Annotated in this window: 16 protein-coding genes; 3 read left to right on the top strand and 13 right to left on the bottom strand. The window is 41.8% G+C overall.

Going from position 1 to position 19,946, the window contains the following annotated elements:
- Positions 1–176 precede the first annotated feature (176 nt).
- Entirely contained in the window at positions 177–719 is a 543-nt protein-coding gene (gene yfcD, locus PSE72_RS13735; RefSeq protein WP_004912292.1) for an NUDIX hydrolase YfcD, read from the bottom strand.
- 353 nt (positions 720–1,072) lie between these two features.
- Between yfcD and PSE72_RS13730 the strand changes: the two genes are divergently transcribed.
- Complete coding sequence (locus tag PSE72_RS13730; RefSeq protein ID WP_217007696.1) at positions 1,073–1,984, top strand: TIGR01777 family oxidoreductase; 912 nt, start codon at positions 1,073–1,075, stop codon at positions 1,982–1,984.
- A 3-nt stretch (positions 1,985–1,987) separates the two neighbouring features.
- On the opposite strand, the gene PSE72_RS13725 is transcribed toward PSE72_RS13730, so the two are convergent.
- The 12 genes from PSE72_RS13725 to PSE72_RS13670 form a co-directional block, all read right to left on the bottom strand.
- A complete protein-coding gene (locus PSE72_RS13725) occupies positions 1,988–2,560 on the bottom strand; it encodes a UbiX family flavin prenyltransferase (RefSeq protein ID WP_004912293.1) in 573 nt (190 codons plus the stop codon).
- A 104-nt stretch (positions 2,561–2,664) separates the two neighbouring features.
- Positions 2,665–3,489 carry a YwqG family protein gene (locus PSE72_RS13720; RefSeq protein ID WP_115167023.1) on the bottom strand — a complete coding sequence of 275 codons (825 nt, stop codon included), beginning with the start codon at positions 3,487–3,489 and terminating at the stop codon, positions 2,665–2,667.
- A 292-nt stretch (positions 3,490–3,781) separates the two neighbouring features.
- Positions 3,782–5,299: an amidophosphoribosyltransferase gene (gene purF, locus PSE72_RS13715; protein WP_004912298.1), complete on the bottom strand. Its 1,518-nt coding sequence runs from the start codon at positions 5,297–5,299 to the stop codon at positions 3,782–3,784.
- Positions 5,300–5,313: 14 nt separating this feature from the next.
- Entirely contained in the window at positions 5,314–5,817 is a 504-nt protein-coding gene (gene cvpA, locus PSE72_RS13710) for a colicin V production protein (RefSeq protein WP_004912301.1), read from the bottom strand.
- 179 nt (positions 5,818–5,996) lie between these two features.
- On the bottom strand, positions 5,997–6,638 hold the full coding sequence (gene dedD, locus PSE72_RS13705) for a cell division protein DedD (RefSeq protein ID WP_004912302.1): 642 nt from the start codon (positions 6,636–6,638) through the stop codon (positions 5,997–5,999).
- Between the two features lie 5 nt (positions 6,639–6,643).
- Positions 6,644–7,933 (bottom strand): bifunctional tetrahydrofolate synthase/dihydrofolate synthase, encoded by a 1,290-nt coding sequence (gene folC / locus PSE72_RS13700; RefSeq protein ID WP_115167021.1) that lies wholly within the window; start codon positions 7,931–7,933, stop codon positions 6,644–6,646.
- Complete coding sequence (gene accD / locus PSE72_RS13695; RefSeq protein WP_004912308.1) at positions 7,923–8,894, bottom strand: acetyl-CoA carboxylase, carboxyltransferase subunit beta; 972 nt, start codon at positions 8,892–8,894, stop codon at positions 7,923–7,925. The genes folC and accD overlap by 11 nt, the downstream gene beginning before the upstream one ends.
- A 104-nt stretch (positions 8,895–8,998) precedes the next feature.
- The gene (locus PSE72_RS13690; RefSeq protein WP_042851864.1) at positions 8,999–9,685 is read right to left on the bottom strand and encodes a DedA family protein; all 687 of its coding nucleotides are present in this window, start codon (positions 9,683–9,685) and stop codon (positions 8,999–9,001) included.
- Between the two features lie 65 nt (positions 9,686–9,750).
- Entirely contained in the window at positions 9,751–10,566 is an 816-nt protein-coding gene (gene truA, locus PSE72_RS13685; protein WP_109911543.1) for a tRNA pseudouridine(38-40) synthase TruA, read from the bottom strand.
- Positions 10,566–11,576, bottom strand: coding sequence for an aspartate-semialdehyde dehydrogenase (locus PSE72_RS13680; RefSeq protein WP_004912316.1), 1,011 nt, complete (start codon positions 11,574–11,576; stop codon positions 10,566–10,568). The genes truA and PSE72_RS13680 overlap by 1 nt, the downstream gene beginning before the upstream one ends.
- A gap of 74 nt (positions 11,577–11,650) precedes the next feature.
- A complete protein-coding gene (gene pdxB, locus PSE72_RS13675; protein WP_109911542.1) occupies positions 11,651–12,787 on the bottom strand; it encodes a 4-phosphoerythronate dehydrogenase PdxB in 1,137 nt (378 codons plus the stop codon).
- 86 nt (positions 12,788–12,873) lie between these two features.
- On the bottom strand, positions 12,874–13,686 hold the full coding sequence (locus tag PSE72_RS13670; protein WP_004912323.1) for a helix-turn-helix transcriptional regulator: 813 nt from the start codon (positions 13,684–13,686) through the stop codon (positions 12,874–12,876).
- Positions 13,687–13,787: 101 nt separating this feature from the next.
- On the opposite strand from PSE72_RS13670, the gene PSE72_RS13665 reads away from it, so the two are divergent.
- Both PSE72_RS13665 and PSE72_RS13660 read left to right on the top strand, forming a co-directional pair.
- Positions 13,788–14,708: a DMT family transporter gene (locus tag PSE72_RS13665; RefSeq protein WP_004912327.1), complete on the top strand. Its 921-nt coding sequence runs from the start codon at positions 13,788–13,790 to the stop codon at positions 14,706–14,708.
- A 355-nt stretch (positions 14,709–15,063) separates the two neighbouring features.
- Positions 15,064–19,728, top strand: a complete 4,665-nt coding sequence (locus PSE72_RS13660) for a tetratricopeptide repeat protein (protein ID WP_272690984.1) — start codon at positions 15,064–15,066, stop codon at positions 19,726–19,728.
- The last annotated feature ends 218 nt before the right edge of the window (positions 19,729–19,946 follow it).

The raw sequence follows: 19,946 nt of genomic DNA, 5'->3' as shown, positions 1-19,946 counted from the left end.
TTAAGTTCTGTCACATTATATCTAGTGTGGAAATGAATACATCGTTTAGCATGCAAGTTGGTTATAACTAATCGTTATATATTAGCCAGAAATTAACTTTGCTAGAGATTTGATTTTGGGAGAAAAAAATTAAAGGGCTAAATAAAACAGCCCTTTAATAATTTAAATCTGATCGGTTATGAATTTTCAGCACAAGTGATGGTTTTTTCTAACTCATTATTGCGAGTTAACCATAAGGAAAGTGCTTTGAGTGAATCTGGCGTAAATTCATCACAGCGCGCGCTGATCTCTTTAGGGGTCAACCAACTGACTTCAACAACTTCAGATTCTTGTAAAGCAAATGGACCATGACTCACACAGCTAAACAACCCACCCCATACACGACAATGCGCATCTTCAAAATAAAAATGGCCATGTTCCGCAAAAGGAACGCCTGCAATACCCAGCTCTTCTTCAGCTTCGCGCTTTGCAGAGTCAAGGATGTTTTCCCCTTTTGTCACGACTCCACCTGCTGTTGCGTCGAGGAAACCGGGGTGAAAATCTTTAATATCAGTGCGTCGTTGAACCAATATTTTGCCCATTCCGTCATGAACAACAATGTAAGTTGCACGGTGGCGTAGGTTTTCTGCCCGCATTTGGCTACGTGTTGCCTGAGCAATCACCGTATTGTCTTCATCAACAATATCGACCCATTCAACGACTTCGGTTGGTTGTTCCATCCTGTAAACCTTTTATTTTTAAGCTAAAAATGCTTATATCATTAGACTGATTATTATTGTATGCCAGACAATACCAATCCGCATTGATCCGCACCTATGGAGATGATCCTAGCTGAATTTGTGATTAGTTGCCATCATAAAAAGCACTTCTTTATTGCAATGATAATGAAGCCAGGTTTCTTTATGATACTCCAAGCAAATCATACAAATTGTATTCACAAATGCTATAGTTAAATCATAACGCTGTAGTTTGTGACACTAATGAGAAGTTAATACGCAAAGTTGGTGTATTGTGACTAAGGTGATAGAACGCAAGCAACAACGCTGCGGTTTGAAATATGACGGGGATGGCGATGAAAATACTCATAACAGGCGGCACCGGGCTAATCGGAACACCACTTATCCAAAAACTGATTTCTCTTGGGCATCAGGTTACTGTGTTAAGCCGTTCTCCGCAAAAAGTTTATAGCCATTTTTGTAAGGCTGTTGAGTGCTGGACGTCTCTTAATGAGCAAACTCACCTGAATGACTTTGATGCTGTTATTAATCTTGCTGGCGAACCGATCGCTGATAAGCGCTGGACCGAAGAACAAAAAAAGTTATTGTGCGATAGTCGTTGGAAATTGACGCAAAAACTAAGTGAATTAATCCTCGCCAGTGAAACGCCACCTCGTGTATTTTTATCGGGGTCTGCTGTTGGTTATTATGGTAACCAAGGCCAATCGGTCGTGACTGAAGACGAACAACCCCACGATGAATTTACTCACCAACTCACACAGCATTGGGAAGCATTAGCCGTTAATGCACAGTCGGAAAAAACTCGCGTTTGTTTACTACGCACTGGCCTAGTGCTATCGGCGAATGGCGGTTTACTGGCTAAAATTCTCCCCATTTTCAAAATGGGGGCGGGAGGCCCAATCGGTGACGGAAAACAATACATGCCATGGATACATATCAACGATATGGTTCGGGCAATTTGTTTTCTATTGGATAGCCCAACGCTTTCTGGGCCCTTTAATATGACCTCACCTTATCCAGTCCATAATGACTTATTTTCTGCCACGTTAGGTGATGTTCTCAATCGCCCTTCATTTGTGCGAACGCCCGCTTTTGTGATTAAGGCCATCATGGGGGAATCTGCAGCGTTGGTGTTGGGTGGCCAGCAAGCTATTCCCAAAAGGTTGGAGGAAGCAGGATTCCAGTTTGAACATATCGAATTAAAAGAAGCACTTACTGACTTGCTTATTCCACATACAGATGAATAAGGGTTATTTCACCCCTTGCCAGCGGTGAAATAGGTCTTGTTCCAGTTCGATATCAAACTGATCAAGGATGCGATTCACCGTTTGGTCTACAATATCTTGGATTGTTTCAGGTTGGTGATAAAACGCTGGCATCGGGGGCATGATCACGGCTCCCATCTCTGCCGCTTGTACCATTAAACGCAAATGGCCAACATGCAACGGCGTTTCACGCACACCCAGCACTAGCTTTTTGCCTTCTTTGAGGACCACATCGGCAGCTCTTGTGACTAATGTATCAGTGTAGCTATGAACAATGCCAGACAGTGTCTTCATGGTGCAGGGCATGATCACCATTCCAGCAGTGCGAAACGAACCTGAAGAAATTGCAGCGGCGATATCGCGACTATCATAGTTATGGTCAGCTAACTGCTGAACCTCTTTTACACTATAGTCAGTTTCTAATGCTAATGTTTGGCGGGCAGCTGCACTCATCACCAAATGGGTTTCTACCTCTTTGACAGGCTTCAACACTTCAAGCAAACGGACGCCATAAATAGCCCCACTCGCCCCTGTTAACCCAATGATCAGTTTTTTCATTTCGCTGCCCTATTCACGATAACTCAGCGCATTATATACAATATTCACTAAAATTGCAGATACCAACAATGCTGCAATCCTACCTATAACGAAAATTTAAGCCATCAGCCACAATCCCAATTATACACGACTCGACTAAAATCTCTTTTCTTCAGGTCATCGGGGTGAATAAAGAAATTACCCACTCCCATATCTCCCCACATAATCCCTATTTCATAATCGGTATTTATTTGGAGAAGTAATTCATATTGTTGAATATCTTTTTCGTATTCTCTTGGGTCGGTTTGAGTGAAGAACGGATAACCGCCTATGCAATGTGCCCCTGATTCAAAAGTATCACTGTAAGGCTCAACCCATTCGTCGTAAAAGTCTTCACCGTCAAATTGGTCCTCATAATCATAGAGGTTATCAACCCCTAATATTTTCTGACCAAATTGGAAATCATCGATGCTGATGTACTGCTCCGCAGGCGTATATTCAATACTGTATTGGTGATCTATAGGGGTATAGTAATCATCGGAATGAGCCGCAATCACGGCAGAAAAATCTTGAGTTAATTGGCTGGCATCTTCAATAATATCTTTCCAATAAATAATGCGGAAATCTTCCTGTTTTTGCCTTTGTTCAAAGTCGGCTCCATATAAGTCATCACCACCAATAAAAAACTGTAAAATACCCTTTTCAGGGTAATTTTCTAATTTAGGCATTTGTGCAAAGTTAATTTGGGCAAGTAATTTGAGCGGCGTTCCTGCGCTATTCGTCGGATACTTTTCATTTATTGGCAAATACGGCATTCCCCCGACACGACTATCCCATAAAATATAGTCTTCAACTGGGGTTAACGTCATTTCAACAAGGGATTTTTTAGTGGATTTGATTTTATCTACAAAAGGTTTAATCACATCAGGAAGGGAGTTGAAATCAGCCATATATCGCTCCAAATAGGCAGTTAATGTCCCTCTAGCTTACTCGATTTTTACGTATTTTAAATCAGATATAACTGTAACTTAGGCCTTCATTTGACGTCATAGTTTTCTTGATATTTTAGGCTACAGATTAAAGATGGGAAAAATCAGAATCACTGTGGATTTTCTATATAGTTAGGGTTACAGCTAGGCGGCTAGCAAAGAGACCCTAGGAGCGTAGAAAACTACGTGACTAGGGCGAATTTGTGAAGCCAACAACGCTGTAGCCCAAACTATGACGAAAATTGACGAAAATTTAGCCTTCGTTATAAATCTCTAGGTCTTCAACCTCACTCTGATCCTTCAACTTTAACTCATCGTCCTTACGTAGGTTTTCCAAATAATCTAAATAACTTTGGTCGATATCTTTGGTCACATAAATACCATCAAACACGGAGCACTCAAATTCGGTGATTTCAGGGTTTTCTTCACGGACGGCAGCGACTAAATCGGTTAAATCTTGGAAAATCAGGCCATCAGCACCGATCAGTTTACGAATTTCGTCGACTTCACGGCCATGGGCGATAAGTTCATTGGCATTGGGCATATCAATACCATATACGTTTGGAAAACGAACTTCAGGTGCCGCTGAGGCGAAATAAACGTTTTTTGCCCCTGCTTCGCGAGCAAGTTCAACAATTTGCTCAGACGTGGTTCCACGGACAATAGAATCATCAATGAGTAAAACGTTTTTATCACGAAACTCTGCACGGTTCGCATTGAGCTTACGACGGACTGATTTGCGACGCTCTTGTTGACCCGGCATGATAAACGTACGACCAACATAACGATTTTTCACAAAACCTTGGCGGTAAGGTTTATCCAGAATATGAGCGATTTCTAGTGCGATATCACACGATGTTTCTGGAATAGGAATTACCACATCGATGTTTAAATCTTCCCATTCTCGAGCAATTTTGGCGCCCAATTTTTGCCCCATGCGTAATCTTGCGTTATACACAGACACTTTATCAATAAAGGAGTCTTGGCGAGCAAAATACACATATTCAAAGATACATGGGGTCAATTGCGGGTTATCAGAACATTGGCGTGTAAATAGTTGCCCTTTTTCTGTCACATAGACCGCTTCGCCCGGAGCAACATCGCGTAAAAATTCGAACCCTAAAGTATCAAGCGCAACACTTTCTGAAGCGACCATATATTCATGCTCACCGCTTTCAGTAATGCGGCGCCCTAGTACTAATGGGCGAATTCCATGAGGGTCGCGGAAGGCCAACATACCATGACCAATAATTAGCGCTACACAGGCATATGCACCGCGTAATTTTTTATGCATGGCCGACACCGCACTGAAAACATTGTCTGGCTCAAGAGGGAAATGGTCAAACCTATCCAGCTCATGTGCTAATACATTCAATAATATCTCAGAATCAGAAGTAGTATTAACATGGCGACGCGCTGTTTCAAATAAACTCCGAGTGAGCTCATGAGCGTTTGTCAGATTACCATTATGTGCAAGTGTAATACCAAAAGGTGAGTTTACGTAGAAAGGCTGCGCCTCAGAAGCGCTCGAGCTACCGGCTGTTGGATAACGGACATGCCCTAACCCCATGCAGCCTTGTAATCTCAACATATGACGTGTTTCAAACACATCTTTAACAAGACCATTTGCTTTGCGTAAACGAATGTTGTTTTTGCCATCAATTGTGGCAATACCTGCTGCATCTTGCCCACGATGCTGAAGCACCGTGAGAGCATCATAAATTGATTGGTTTACCGGTGTAACACCGGCGATACCGACAATACCGCACATTTAGTCTTTCCTCATCAGCCAGACGGAGAAATGTTCTCCGGTAGGAAACTTGACGCATTTTGCAGGTAGTCAAAAAACCACCTGATTATATGACTGAACTGCGGAATAAGTTCCGAACGCTGCCAATCCTCACTTTGAGGTAATGGTGTAAATGTGTCGAGAAAAAACAGTAATGCCGAAACTATTAACACACCACGCAGCGCACCGAAGCAGATCCCCAGAACTCGATCTGTACCTGATAATCCGGTTTTTTGTACTAACGAGCTAATCACATAGTTCACCACCGCGCCAACAATTAATGTGGCAATAAACAGTGCAGCGATAGCAATGCCATTTCTAACCAGCACATCCTCAAAACGGGTAAAGTAGCCCGCTAAGTAAGGATAAAACGTACTCGCAACAAAAAAAGCACAGCCCCATGTCACCAGAGAGAGCGCCTCTCGTACAAAACCACGGATCAAGCTAACTAGTGCCGAGAAGCCAATAATGGCGATAATTGTGTAATCTATCCAGACCATATTTCATTCCAAAATTCGCACTCACGACATCAGCGAAGTGCATTCTAACAGAAAACGAAAACGTTTGCGTAACCATTTTTCTATCAAATTAAAAAAAATAGCGGCGAAAATAAAAAATCATAATCGCCGCAGTAAGTTACTAAATCCCCTTACCTTTTAGGGATTATTTAAATTCTATTTTAAGGTTTATAGCTTTGGATTATCCCTTTCGTCCCCGTAATCTTATTCAGTTCTGGTAAAGCTGCTTCTAGCCTCTGCCTTGAAGCCTCAGGCCCAACGTAGATCCGTGTAAGTTTATTATTCACTGGTTTGGCAGGAACCGTATAAACTTGGTAACCGGACAACCTTAGTTTAGCGACAATCTCTTCAACTTTACTTGCATTGTTCAATGCAATCACTTGCACAACAAACGCTTTGCCCTGTGGTTGAGGCTTAGGTTCTGGCTTAGGCTCGGGTTTTGGTTGTGGTTTCGGCTCAACTTTAGGTTCAGGCTTAGGCTCCGGCTTGACGGGTTCAACTACGCTCGGCGCAGGAGTTGTCGTCGATGGACGGGTTTCAACCTGCTCATTTTGTTGCTGCGTAATGGCTTCTGACAACATGGCTTCAGAAGCACCTTCTGAAGAAGCGGTGGTAGTCGTACTCACAATAGGCGCTATTGCTTCAATATCTTCTTCATCACCCGGTTTAGGGATAATAGGAATGGCCGCAAATTCATTTTCATTGTATTTCTTATCGCCATCAAGCAGAGCAGGAAGCACAATAACTCCCACTGCAACAAGCACAATGGCGCCAGCAAGTCGATTCTGAAATTTACTAGCCACCGGCACTATCCTTCTTGATTTTCCAATAACATCATGACGTGAGCAACGGTATGAAATGACCCGCACACCACAATCACATCTTGCTCATTTGCATCGATGCAAGCTTGCTGCCACGCTTTTTCTACGCTGTCAAACTGGTTAGCTGTCGGTAAATGTTGACTCAGTTGAGCCACATCAGCCCCCCTAAACTCAGTTAATGGCGCAAGGTACCAATCGGTGACTTGTTGTGATAAACACTCAAGCGTACCTTTGATGTCTTTATCACCTAGCATCCCGACAACCGCACGAATATGACGACCTTTAGTTTCAGACAAGGCAGCCAATTTACTAACTAAGTACCCTGCTGCATGAGGGTTATGCGCCACATCCAAGATCATCAACGGTTTTTCACCGACAATTTGGAAGCGCCCCGGTAATTGAGCTGATTTCAAACCTTGATGAATAGCGGACTCAGTCACTTTTTGGGCAAAATGAGCATCAATTTCCAATAAGCAACTCACCACACCTAGCGCTGTTGCTGCGTTCGCTAAAGGCACATTCGGTAACGGTAAATTATGCCATTCACGCTGTGAACTTTGCCATGACCAACTATTTGCTTGCTCACTGTATTGCCAATCCGTCCCACGACGAAATAGCTTCGTACCTAAATGCTCAGCCACTTGACTGATTGAAGCTGGCATATCCGGCTCACCAACCACACCATAATGGCCAGCACGGAAGATACCAGCTTTTTCATAACCAATATGTTCACGGTCTGAACCAAGCCAATCAGTGTGATCAAGTGCGATACTGGTGATTGCGGCTATATCTGCATCAACGACATTTGTCGCGTCTAACCGCCCACCTAAGCCGACTTCTAAAATCACAATATCGAGTTTAGCTTGTTTAAATAGCTGTAACGCCGCCAAAGTGCCATATTCAAAATAGGTGAGAGAAATATCTGCTCGCTGAGCTTCAATTATGGCAAATGCCTCGCAGAAATCAGGCTCGGGAAGTTCTTGGCCTTGAATACGAACGCGTTCGGTATAACGGATAAGATGCGGTGAACTGTATACCCCAACTTTTAACCCAGACGCCATAAATATGGACTCTAGTGTATGACAAGTTGTCCCTTTCCCGTTGGTTCCCGTCACAGTGATAACTTTGGGAGCAGGCTGCGTTAGGTTCATTTTCCTAGCAACTTGACCGACTCGCTCCAACCCCATATCAATATTTTGGCTATGTAAGTCGGTGAGATAAGAAAGCCAAGCCTCCAATGGAGACTTGGCATTAGGAATGATTAGATTACTCATCATCTTTTTTATGCTTTTCAGAATCCTTTTTTGGCTCTTGGGCATCAAGTTCATCAACGGCATCGATGTCGATTTCAACCGTTTCCGCTACGATGATTGGTGTCTCATTAAAGCTTGGTTTATTGGTTAACATCGCCAATATTTCAGCTAAACGGTCACGCATCTCAGGGCGGCGAACTATCATGTCAATCGCGCCTTTCTCAAGTAAGAATTCACTGCGTTGGAAGCCTTGCGGTAATTTTTCGCGAACAGTTTGCTCGATAACACGTGGCCCTGCGAAACCAATTAACGCTTTCGGCTCTGCCACGTTAATATCACCTAACATTGCCAAACTTGCAGACACCCCACCCATGGTTGGGTCAGTTAATACTGAAATGTAAGGTAAGCCACGCTCTTGCAATTTTGCTAATGCGGCACTGGTTTTGGCCATCTGCATTAATGATAACAGTGCTTCTTGCATACGCGCACCGCCACTTGAAGAGAAACATACCAACGGGCAGTTATCTTCCAAAGCTTGTTCGACAGCACGGACAAAACGTGCACCGACAACTGAAGCCATTGAACCGCCCATAAAGGCGAATTCAAACGCTGCAGCCACAACTGGCATGCCTTTCAACGTGCCTTTCATCACGACGATCGCGTCTTTTTCACCCGTTTCTTTTTGTGCTGCAACAATACGATCTTTATATTTTTTTGAATCTTTGAACTTCAGAATGTCTTTAGGCTCAAGTTCGCTGCCTAATTCTGTTGTTGAGTTTTCATCAAGGAAGGTTTCTAAGCGCTGACGGGCGTGAATTCGCATATGGTGGTCGCATTTTGGACACACGGATAAATTACGCTCTAATTCAGCACCATATAATACTTGCCCGCAGCTATCGCATTTAGTCCAAACTCCCTCTGGGATGTTGGCTTTGTGTGATTGGGTCAAGTTACCTTTCTTTAAAATTTTTTCAATCCAGCTCATTAATGGACCTTTTTGTCTGATTCACTCTGGTTATCACCAGTATGTAATTTTTTGCCATTAAACCACAATGATATCTCACTGTGGATAAAAACTTGTTAAACCATCTAGTGGTTATCGATTTTTTGCGCTGCCGCACGCTTTTCTTTCGCAGCTATTCGGCGATGACGAATAATTTCAACAACGCCCGGCAAAATTGAAACAAAGATAATCGCGACTATCAGTAATTTCAAATTCTTTTGTACGAACGGTAATTCACCAAAGAAATAACCCGCATAAGTGAATAATAATACCCAAATAAACGCGCCCGTCACATTATAAAAAGCAAAGTGACGATAAGACATTTTACCCATTCCTGCAACGAATGGTGCAAAAGTTCTGACGATCGGCACGAAGCGCGCCAGTATAATCGCTTTACCGCCATGTTTTTCATAAAAAGCATGGGTTTTATCTAAATAAACGCGACGAAAAATCTTCGAGTCCGGATTTTTGAATAATTTTTCACCAAAAATACGCCCAATGGTGTAGTTTACCGCATCACCAATAATCGCCGCCGTAATCATCAACGCGACCATTAAATGAACATTCAGGTCATTGCTGTCTAATGACGAAATCGCGCCAGCAACGAATAATAACGAATCTCCCGGTAAAAATGGTGTGACCACTAACCCTGTTTCACAAAATAGGATCAGAAACAGGATACCATAGACCCACGTACCATAATCTCTGACCAGTTCAGCAAGGTGCACATCGATGTGTAAAATAAAGTCGATAATAAAAGTGATAAATTCCATATAATCCTCATCAATAATAGCATCCATGCTATTTGCAATAATTATGAGATAAATAAAAATTCGCTTTACATCAGTTCATCTGCCAGAAAAAGCGGCCCCATCACATTCTGAGGTAGCTCAAACTTCTCTGGGTAATCGACACTCACCAAATACAACCCTTCAGCTCTCGCAGTTGCAGCTGCCTTTGTACGGTCTTTTAATTCAAGAAGATGTGCCATCCAATCAATGCTTTGGTTGCCACAACCAATCTCCAACAGACTTCCGACAATATTTCTCACCATATGGTGAACAAATGCATTGGCTTTGATGTCTACCACCACATAATTACCGTGGCGGCTGACATTCACATGCATCACATTACGCCATGGCGACTTCGACTGACACTGGACTGCTCTGAATGAGGTAAAATCACGTTCACCCAATAGTGCCTGTGCCGCTTCATGCATTCTTTTTTCATCGAGTGGGTAATGAAAGTGCGTTACACCACTCGATAAAATCGCTGGCCGATAACGATGATTAAAAATCACGTAACGATATCGACGCGCTGTTGCACTAAAACGTGCATGAAACTCTTCAGCCACCGGTTTACACCAGCGAACAGCGATATCCGCGGGTAAATGGGTATTCGCCCCCATGGTCCAAGCCGCTTCTTTACGAATGGCAGAGGTTTCGAAATGCACCACTTGCCCCGTAGCATGGACACCAGCATCAGTACGCCCTGCACAAAACACGCTAATTGGCTCCGCGGCAATTTTTGACAAAGCGTCCTCTAAACAGCCTTGAACACTTTTAACTTCTTGCTGACGTTGCCAACCGAAATAACGACTGCCGTTGTATTCAATACCTAATGCGATTCGATACAACTGTGTAGACTCAGACATTAGTAAAACAGCTCCTGAGCCAGTTTTTCTGCTGTTTCTACCGCCATCAATGCGCCACCGAAACGCACGTTATCAGCCACTGACCAAAATTGTAAAATTTCGGGTATACCGTAGTCATTACGTACACAACCAATGCTTAATTGGTCATGACCTGACGCTTCAGTCACTTGGGTAGGATAATCACCCTCTTCTGAGACCTGAATATCTTCAAAACGTTCAAGTTCTTCGTTAGCTTCTTCTGCGCTCATTGGGCGCAACGTTTCTAAATGAACGACTTGCGCATTCCCATAAAAAACAGGGGATTGAATAAAGCTAACGGCCACGGGTAAGCCATCATCTTGCAGTACCTTACGCACTTGCTCAACCAAGCGACGTTCATGAACGACACTGCCTTCCATGTCAGCCAATAATGGCAACATATTAAAGGCTAATTGCTTACTAAAACGGCCTTCTTCCGCAGGGATACCATTTAATAAACGTGCGCTTTGCCCTGCTAGCTCATCGACAGCGGCTTTACCATAACTGGAAACCGACAACATATTGGTTAAAGTAATACGCCCTAACCCTGCCGCGTCCACCAGCGGTTTGATTGCCGTTAATAATTGGCTCACTGAGCTGTCTGCCAATGAAATAATATTACGGTTGCGATAATCAGCGAGTACTTGCGGATTCACATTTGGGACAATCAGTGGCACATCCGGTTCTTGAGCAAATACGCCGCTAGTATCAATGACAATACACCCTTCCTGCGCCGCTAATTCAGCGTATTGTAGGCTTACACCTTCATTAGCTGCAAAAAAGGCAATTTGTGCCTGTGACCAATCAAAATCAGTCACATTTTCAACTTGAATACTTTTACCATTAAAACGTACGCTCTCCCCTGCACTACGCTCACTGGCCAGTAAATACAGTTCGCCGACTGGGAATTCTCTTTCTTGTAACAGTGAAATAATAGCTTCACCTACAGCACCGGTTGCGCCTAATACTGCAATATTCCAACCTTCAGTCATGGCTATTCCTCTAAAAAATAAAAAATTAAATAGCCCCAATTGGCGCTATTTAACAGGTGATCATTTTAACTCATTTATTTTGTGCTAACTAAACTTGCCTTAAAACCAAGTGCATTGAGTTTTGATGCCGTTTGTTCATCATCACAAATCACTTCAAGGGATGACCATTCACGACGTTCTTGATAATTTTTGCGCAGTTTATCAAATTCGCCTGTTACCCCTGCAACCGCTCTTAATGCTGCATCATCTCGGCGCACATCATACACGAGATGCACTAACCTTTTGAGCTGGTTTTGCGTTAATTTACCATTGAAAGTCAATTGATTGATATCAGGCTTAGGCAGTAAGGATGAAAGGGAAATTTGTGACGATTTGCCGAGAAACTGGCAGTAAGCTTCATAAACTTGCGTCGTTCCTCGTGCTTTACCTTCTAGCGTATAACCCGCAATATGCGGAGTACCGATATCCACTAATGCTAAAAGTGCGGTGTCTAAATCTGGTTCTGGCTCCCACACATCTAAGATAACGCTCATTTTTTTCCCGCGATTAAGCACAGATAATAATGCTTTATTATCAACCACCTCACCTCGACTTGCGTTAATTAAAATGGTGCCATCTCGTAATTTTGCTAAACCCGTTTCATCCATTAAATGGAAAGTTTGATATTCCCCAGACATATTTAGCGGAGTATGAAAGGTTATCACGTCAGCTTGCTTGAGCACATCTTCAAAAGAAACAAATAGCTCGTCGTCCCCTTTGGCTGCACGCGGTGGGTCACAGAGTAATGTTTTGACTCCCCAAGCCGATAACCTAGCCGCTAAACGCCCTCCGACATTACCAACACCAATAATTCCTACTGTTTTATCACGCAAATCAAAGTTGTCGCGTTCCGCTAGCAGTAATAGTGAGGAAAAGACATATTCAACGACCGCTATCGCATTACAACCCGGTGCTGATGAAAAACCAATATTTGCGGTTGATAACCACTCGGTATCAATGTGGTCAAAACCCGCTGTCGCGGTTCCAACAAATTTAACCGGTGTATTACCGAGCAGTGATTCATTAACCTTAGTGATAGAACGTACCATTAATGCATCTGCATCAATTAATTCTTGTTCTGGTATAGGACGCCCCGGTACTGCTTTCACTTCACCAAGCTCACTAAATAAAGTTTGAGCATATGGCATATTCTCATCGACTAAAATTTTCACGCTGTTGTCCCAATCAATCACTTGTTTGTTGTGTGTCGTTATATAAATAAGTGGAGCAATATTTTGCCACGGTTTAAGCCAGATGCCTATGAGAGGTTACCTTCTACTGTAAATTCTTTCGCTCGAAAGCGATCTGGTGTGACACCTGATATTTGTTGGAACATCGCAATAAAGGCGGATGCCGAGCTATATCCGACATCCAATGCAACTTCATGGACACTTTTTCCTTTTTCTAGCCCGGCAACGGCATGTAGGTAGCGTAAACGTTGACGCCATTCACTAAACGACATTCCTAACTCTTGCTGGCAACGCCTTGATAACGTGCGTTCCGATGTATAATAGCGTTTTGCCCATTGTGCTAACGTCGTGTTATCTGCTGGGTCACCTTGTAACTCTAATAAGATGGGAGCAAGAAATTTATCTTTTGAAACAGGCAAATAGGTGTCTTGGCAGGGAGACAATGGAAATTGATCAATAAGCACATGAGCCAAACGCAAGTCTTGCTCTGTTTCGGGCTGAACAATACCGCGTTGATACATATCCGTCATAATTGATTGAAATATCGGGCTAAGCTTAATCACACACGGCCGTTGAGCCAGCACTTGGTTGTATTCATGAGCAAAATCTATAATCCGAAATTTGACACTTTCTTTATTAAAGCTAGCATGGGGAATATTCGCAGGGATCCAAATGCAAAATTCTGGCGGTGCTAAATAATGTTGACCAGCCACCTCCATTTCCATGATGCCACACACCACATACAGCATTTGACCAAAAGGATGCGAATGGGATTTATACTCAGTGAGGGCGGCAGTTTGCTCATGCCGAAAAGCAACCAATTCAGGCTCTGCGATATTACATTCGCTGATTTGCCAAATGTCTGATTTTAAATTTTCCATGGTACCTGTCTGAAAAGCGTTATCGATTGTCTGGTTATCAGTATATATAAAAAATCGGACAGATGTATACTAGCGCCCATTCAATATGGGAGAGTGTTTTAATGAAAAATCTTCTTTTTCCGCTGATTGCGGTTTTATTATGGTCAATTAATGCCATTGTAAACAAAGCGGCATCAACCGCTATTGACCCTGCGGCAATCTCTTTTTACCGTTGGGCGCTGGCCTTGCTTGTCATGACGCCTTTTGTATTACGTTCTGTGCTTCGAAATTTTAAAATGGTCAGGAAGCATTGGTGGCAACTTGCCATTTTGGGCGCTTTAGGGATGATGCTATACCAAAGTTTAGCTTATTATGCCGCACACAGCGTGAGCGCTACTTTTATGGGAATTATGAACTCCATGATCCCATTATTAACAGTGATTATTAGTATCTTTGTACTACGCGTTATTCCTACCGTGGGGATTGTGCTAGGTTCAATTCTTTCATTATGTGGGTTAGTGTGGTTAGTGAGCCAAGGAAGCCCAAGCGCATTATTCTCACAAGGCTTAGGTCAAGGGGAAGCCATGATGTTAGTTGCGTCTGCAGCATATGCCCTGTACGGTGTGCTTACTAAGCGTTGGTCAATCCAGTTATCCAGTTGGGACTCACTGTACGTTCAAGTTTTCTTTGGCGTTATCATGCTATTCCCTAATTTCTTATTAGCTGAAGATGTCTCGCTGAACAGCCAAAATATCGGTTTAGTGGTATTTGCTGGTATTGCGGCTTCCATTATTGCTCCTGCATTATGGATCCAAGGAGTTATGCGCCTTGGGGCGAATACAACCTCCATTTTTATGAACCTAGCCCCCGTTTTCACCGCTATTATCGCCATTTTCGCCTTAGGTGAAGAACTCAAAAGTTACCATTTAATCGGTGGCGGAGTAGTTTTACTCGGGGTAATGTTAGCGCAACAATTACGTACGCCACTGACAGAATTATTCCGCCGTGAAAAAAAGGTGGTTCAAGAAGATTCTTGCCAGTAGAATAGAATTACAAAAGCAATAAATACAATGTCGTTACTCATATGCCCCACTTTGTGGGGCTATGTTTGAAATCCTCTTCATTCTTTCGTTTATTTTCCTTTAATATTCAACATTATTAATACTTTGTGATATTTTAAAATCACTCAATTCACCTTTAGTCCGCCCATCATTGGTATCATTTATCGGATTACCGTTTTTCAGATGAAGGATAATCCGATTGAATCTTCTGGAATTCCAATTAGACTTAAGCAAAATCAAATACCCCTTTAGGAGTATTAACTCCACTCAATAAGCCGTTATAGCGCGATAAATCTAAATGGATCGTGGCAAGTAACCACTATGATAAGGAATGACAATGGCTAAGCCGTTTAAAGTTGGGTTGTTCGTATTGATAATAATTGCTGTAGCCATTGGTATTTATTTCGTCAATGCCACCAACTCATCTTCTCCCTCACAATTAGGCTATGATTTATATCAACAAGGTGAATCTCAAGCAGCGTTTGAACAATTCCAAAAAACTGCAGAGAAAGACTCACAATCTGCTTTTGCCTTAGCGATGATGTATAAAGACGGTATTGGCACGAAAGCCGATGATGTGGCAGCTCAAAACTGGCTAATTAAAGCGGCGGAATCTAACAATAAAAATGCGTTATATAACCTTGGTTTTTTCCGTTATAAACACCTAATAGAAGACACTTCCACTGATGAAAACGGTTTAACCTCTTTAACTAAAGCCGCTGATCTCGGTGTAAAAGAAGCACAAGAAATGGTTGGAGGTATTTATCTAGCTGATAAATATGAAGAGGTTCCGCAAAATATCGAACTCTCTCGCCAATATTTTACGTTGGCCTCTGACCAAGGCTCAAGATTGGCCAAATTTGCCTTGGGTTATATCGCTCATGACATTGAGAATGACAGTAAAAAAGCCGTTGAAATATTAACACCGCTTGTCAGCAACGACTTTCCTTTACCCGCGATGTTACTCGCATCAATTTATGAAGATGGCGGTAACGGCGTACCACCGAACCCATTGCTAGCCAAAAAGTACGAACGCCTCTCTTTTTCCTCCGCGCTAGAATACATTTCTGACGCAAGTGAATTAGAACCTGGGGCTTTGTCATTGTATGGTTCACAAACAGAAGAAGAAAAACAAAAAGTCATCACTAATTTAGAAGAGCGTGCTAGCCGTGGTGACGAGAACGCTATCTATGTTCTGTACCAAAAATATATGACTGGCGATGGCGTGCGGAGAAATAAAAACCGTGCGATGGCTTATATCCGGCCGCTTGTTGAGGCCAAACAACCTAAAGCCTTGTATTTAAATTACCAAGCCGACAAAGATCGTATTCAGGATTTAACTGATGCCGCCGAAGGCCAATATCCTCCCGCAATGTATCAGGCTTATAAAGTCTATTCAGGCAGTACATTTAGCGACGTTAAGCGTGATGACGCTTTAGCTGAAAAATATCTCACCGCTGCAGCAGATCTCGGTGATTTAGACGCGCTCGTTACCATCAACCAACGAGCGATTTCCAGTTACGAGTTCCCAACCCAAAAACTCAGTAATATTGTCGCTAAATACACGCCTATCTTAGTGGAAAAATACCCAAACTCCGCAGAAGCGTTAGTGGTAGCCAGTGATGTTTATAGTGTTAAAGGCAGTCCGTTGTTTTCACCAGAGAAAGCCTTCGCGGCTTTAGAAAAAGCAAATCGTATAGACCCCACTTATGATGCTCAAATGCAATTAGCACGTTATTATATTATTGCATTTGGTACTAAGCAGGATGTGCAAAAAGCGGCTAAGTTACTCATCGACAACCTTAATGCAAATGGTTATCCATCAACCGCTGAGCGCCTATTAGTTCAATTATATTATCGTTATGATATTAAAGCACTTATCGATGAAAAAACGGTTATCGATATCCTCAAAGAAGATGTAATTAAACGCGAAAATTACTCCTTAGCTTATTTATATGCTGATTATTTACTCAAAGAAGATGCAGAAAAAAATAGCGAACAAGCTTTTGATTTATATGAAAAATCAATTAAACGTAATTTTAACAGCCAAGTTAATTATGCCGCTGCATTATTAAAATACCGACCAACAGAAACCGATAAAATTGCTAACCTAGTTGTCAATGTACTCCATTCGCCTCAAGCACAAGCTGAATTACGCCCACATGAGCTACAAATCGCTCAAGATGTTTTGTTAAAAACTGGTTTAAATCGCGCTGACACAAAAGCAATTTTGGTAAAAATGGCGTTATATGATAACCATGCTGAGGCACAAAAATTAATTGAGCCACTCATTAATCATGATGCTGATATCACCTATTTATACGGGATCAATAAACTGACTCAATTAACTCAAGTTGACACGTTAAGTGATGCTGAAATAAAACCAATATACGATTATATTTTAAAGGCGGCAGAATTAGGCAGTGCATCCGCTTATTTATATATCGCACAAAACCTTGATAGCGTCACTTATCACAATGATAAGGCGTATTATAAATCTCGCTTCCAACAAATTACTGGACTGACTCAAAAAGATTTAATTCCTCAATATAAAAAATGTGCAGCACTTAAAAACAACCGCTGCTTATATGAGTTAGGGGAAATTTACCAAGAAGGTAACTACGGGGAAGATGCCAATTATGATACCGCCCTTTTCTATTACAACCAGATTTCTGATCCTGATTATAGCTTTTTAAAATCCCGTAAACGAGAAATTGAAAAATCTAAAGCCTCGTTTGCCAATATTCAAGTAAAAGTAAAGCAAAACGACCCTGACGCGTTACGCACACTGGCCAATGCATATAAATATGGTAATTATGGACAGAAAGTCGATCAGAAAAAATGGCTTGAATATTTAGAGAAAAGTGCAAAATTCAATCAAGAAAGCGCACTTGAAGAGCTCATTGATTATTACCAACAAGATCAATATCTTGATGCCAATAAAGCGAAAATATTAGGTTATTACGACCAATTAGCCGCCCTTGGCAGCAAAGACTATACCCGTAAGCTGGCACACCAGTATTTAAAAGGTAGTCAGCTTGTTGAGCCTAATCGACAAAAAGCACGTGAGTATTACCTTAAATCAGGAAGTTGGGGCAATGAATTCATCAAGTACATGGATGACTATGAAATTGGCATGAAAACGCTCAATGACAGCCCTTCGGCAAAATACAAAGTAGGTCGAGCTTATTTCTATGGCCAAGGTGTCAAAGAAGATCGTTTTGAAGCGGCTGAATACCTAAAACAAGCGAGTGATGAAGGGAATGACTATGCCATCGCACTCTATAGTGAGATGCGCTATATGGGCGTGCTAAATGACGAAAAAAACGCTTGGTTAATGGCACCTGATTGGGATGAAGCCATCATTTATTTACGCAAACATTCTAATCCCAAACGGGTTGATGATTATATTGAAGTCTATGAAACCCTCGTTGTTCCTGCCCAAAAAGGCGATACAGCCGCTTATATTAAACTTGGGGATTGGTATAGTTCACGCGGTAGAGATCTTGCGGCGCAAGATTGGTATAAGAAAAGTATCAAGGCTGGCAATTTAGCCGCTTATCAACCGCTTGATTCCGTGACTGAAGATAGCCAAGCAAAACGTCAAAATTATACTGATGGCACAGCGAAAGGTGACCTATTTTCTAAAGTTCAATTAGCCCAAACTTATTTATATGATAGCGAAATTGTTTCTGGCTCTCCTGAATATGATTTAGCCATTCAATATCTACAAGAAGGTATGAAATCAACCGATGAGAAACTTTCTAATAACGCCTTCAATGCGCTGGTGGATTTGTATCGAGATGGGATTAAAGATGAAAAAAGGAAGCTCAACCGCCCCAAAGATGAACAAAAATATTTAGCGTTGCTACTCAGTGAAGAAAACCATCGTACCGGAGCACTAGTGAACTTGTATCACTATTATGCCAATAGTGATAACACTCGAGCCTTAACTTATCTACAACAGGCTTATGATAAGGGCGATTTAGCCGCAACCAAAAAGCTCTATCAGATCTATTACCCCGGTAAATATTGTAGCAATAGCGATAATGTAGATATGGATAAAGCAAGCCGATATTTGAAGGAGTGGATTGAAAAAAGCAATTTCCAGAAAAATACCGACAAACACTATATTCATTACCCAGAAAGTCTTTCTGAAGAGATGGGAACCACCTATTTAAAAGGTGATTGTAATGTTGATAACAATATCGACAAAGCCATCGAATGGTATAAAATTTCGTTATATTACCACCCAACATATGCACTTGACGCAATTTATGAAGCATATGTAGAAAAAGGTGATGCCAAACAAGCCTATTACTACGCATTGCAACTTGATAAAAAACCAAGTTCTATTGAGCTAATGGATAAACTTTCAGCTCAAGATAAACAAGAGATTGAAAAACAAGTTGCCGATGAAAAAGCCTACGAGAAATATGGCCGTTTTGCCGAGCAAATTGAAAAACAGCGAGTCGAAGCTGAGGCAGGAGACAAAATGTCAGCCTTTTCATTAGGTATCGCCTACGCACGTGGAGAACGTGTCCCCGAAGATACACAAAAGATGATCTACTACTATGAATTAGCAGGAAAAAATGGCTACCCTCGCGCCTATAATATTTTAGGCAATCTTTACCGTAAAGATAATGAACGTGGCATTGAAAAAGACTTCCCGAAAGCGCTTTATTATTTTGATTTAGGCGCGCAACAAAATGACAGTAATACTGCGCATTTGGCTGGGGATATGCTCTACTTTGGCCAAGGCATGCCAAAAAACTATGTCCGCGCAGCAAAATATTACGATATGACAGACCTTGAACAAGGTAGCCACCACGCTATGGCAAAATATAAGCTGGCTTATATGTACTATAACGGCTGGGTAGGTAACAAAACCAAGGAAGATATCCAAAAAGCCCATGACTACCTTGAACTGGGTGCTAAGTACCAAGATAAGGATTCCATGAAAGCTCTCAAAGAGTGGGATTTCAGTCTAATTAATAAATAATTGAATTATGAAGGCGCTAATTTCCTTTGGCGCTTTCATCTCTCTACAACAATCATTTTCTTGACCGATAAAAAATATATCATAGACCTCACTTATGGTATAACTAAAAAATTATTAGCTAATAATTTTAATTATATTAATAGCATTTTCATACTAAATAAAAATTAGTCCACCTCCTTATATTAGATTATATTTTATTAAGCCTATTCACAGGCATA

Source organism: Providencia sp. PROV116 (assembly GCF_028482485.1).
Taxonomy (GTDB): domain Bacteria; phylum Pseudomonadota; class Gammaproteobacteria; order Enterobacterales; family Enterobacteriaceae; genus Providencia; species Providencia rettgeri.
Note: the sequence above shows the minus strand (reverse complement) of the source record. Positions and strands in the feature narration are given on the sequence as shown.

What these genes read in the sequence shown, in the direction of transcription:
- accD (WP_004912308.1), bottom strand. Translation starts at nt 8,894, where the DNA reads ATGAGCTGGATTGAAAAAATTTTAAAGAAAGGTAACTTGACCCAATCA.
- PSE72_RS13665 (WP_004912327.1), top strand. Translation starts at nt 13,788, where the DNA reads ATGAAAAATCTTCTTTTTCCGCTGATTGCGGTTTTATTATGGTCAATT.
- PSE72_RS13660 (WP_272690984.1), top strand. Translation starts at nt 15,064, where the DNA reads ATGGCTAAGCCGTTTAAAGTTGGGTTGTTCGTATTGATAATAATTGCT.
- truA (WP_109911543.1), bottom strand. Translation starts at nt 10,566, where the DNA reads ATGTCTGAGTCTACACAGTTGTATCGAATCGCATTAGGTATTGAATAC.
- PSE72_RS13725 (WP_004912293.1), bottom strand. Translation starts at nt 2,560, where the DNA reads ATGAAAAAACTGATCATTGGGTTAACAGGGGCGAGTGGGGCTATTTAT.
- folC (WP_115167021.1), bottom strand. Translation starts at nt 7,933, where the DNA reads ATGATGAGTAATCTAATCATTCCTAATGCCAAGTCTCCATTGGAGGCT.
- PSE72_RS13680 (WP_004912316.1), bottom strand. Translation starts at nt 11,576, where the DNA reads ATGACTGAAGGTTGGAATATTGCAGTATTAGGCGCAACCGGTGCTGTA.
- PSE72_RS13690 (WP_042851864.1), bottom strand. Translation starts at nt 9,685, where the DNA reads ATGGAATTTATCACTTTTATTATCGACTTTATTTTACACATCGATGTG.
- cvpA (WP_004912301.1), bottom strand. Translation starts at nt 5,817, where the DNA reads ATGGTCTGGATAGATTACACAATTATCGCCATTATTGGCTTCTCGGCA.
- purF (WP_004912298.1), bottom strand. Translation starts at nt 5,299, where the DNA reads ATGTGCGGTATTGTCGGTATCGCCGGTGTTACACCGGTAAACCAATCA.
- yfcD (WP_004912292.1), bottom strand. Translation starts at nt 719, where the DNA reads ATGGAACAACCAACCGAAGTCGTTGAATGGGTCGATATTGTTGATGAA.
- PSE72_RS13720 (WP_115167023.1), bottom strand. Translation starts at nt 3,489, where the DNA reads ATGGCTGATTTCAACTCCCTTCCTGATGTGATTAAACCTTTTGTAGAT.
- PSE72_RS13670 (WP_004912323.1), bottom strand. Translation starts at nt 13,686, where the DNA reads ATGGAAAATTTAAAATCAGACATTTGGCAAATCAGCGAATGTAATATC.
- PSE72_RS13730 (WP_217007696.1), top strand. Translation starts at nt 1,073, where the DNA reads ATGAAAATACTCATAACAGGCGGCACCGGGCTAATCGGAACACCACTT.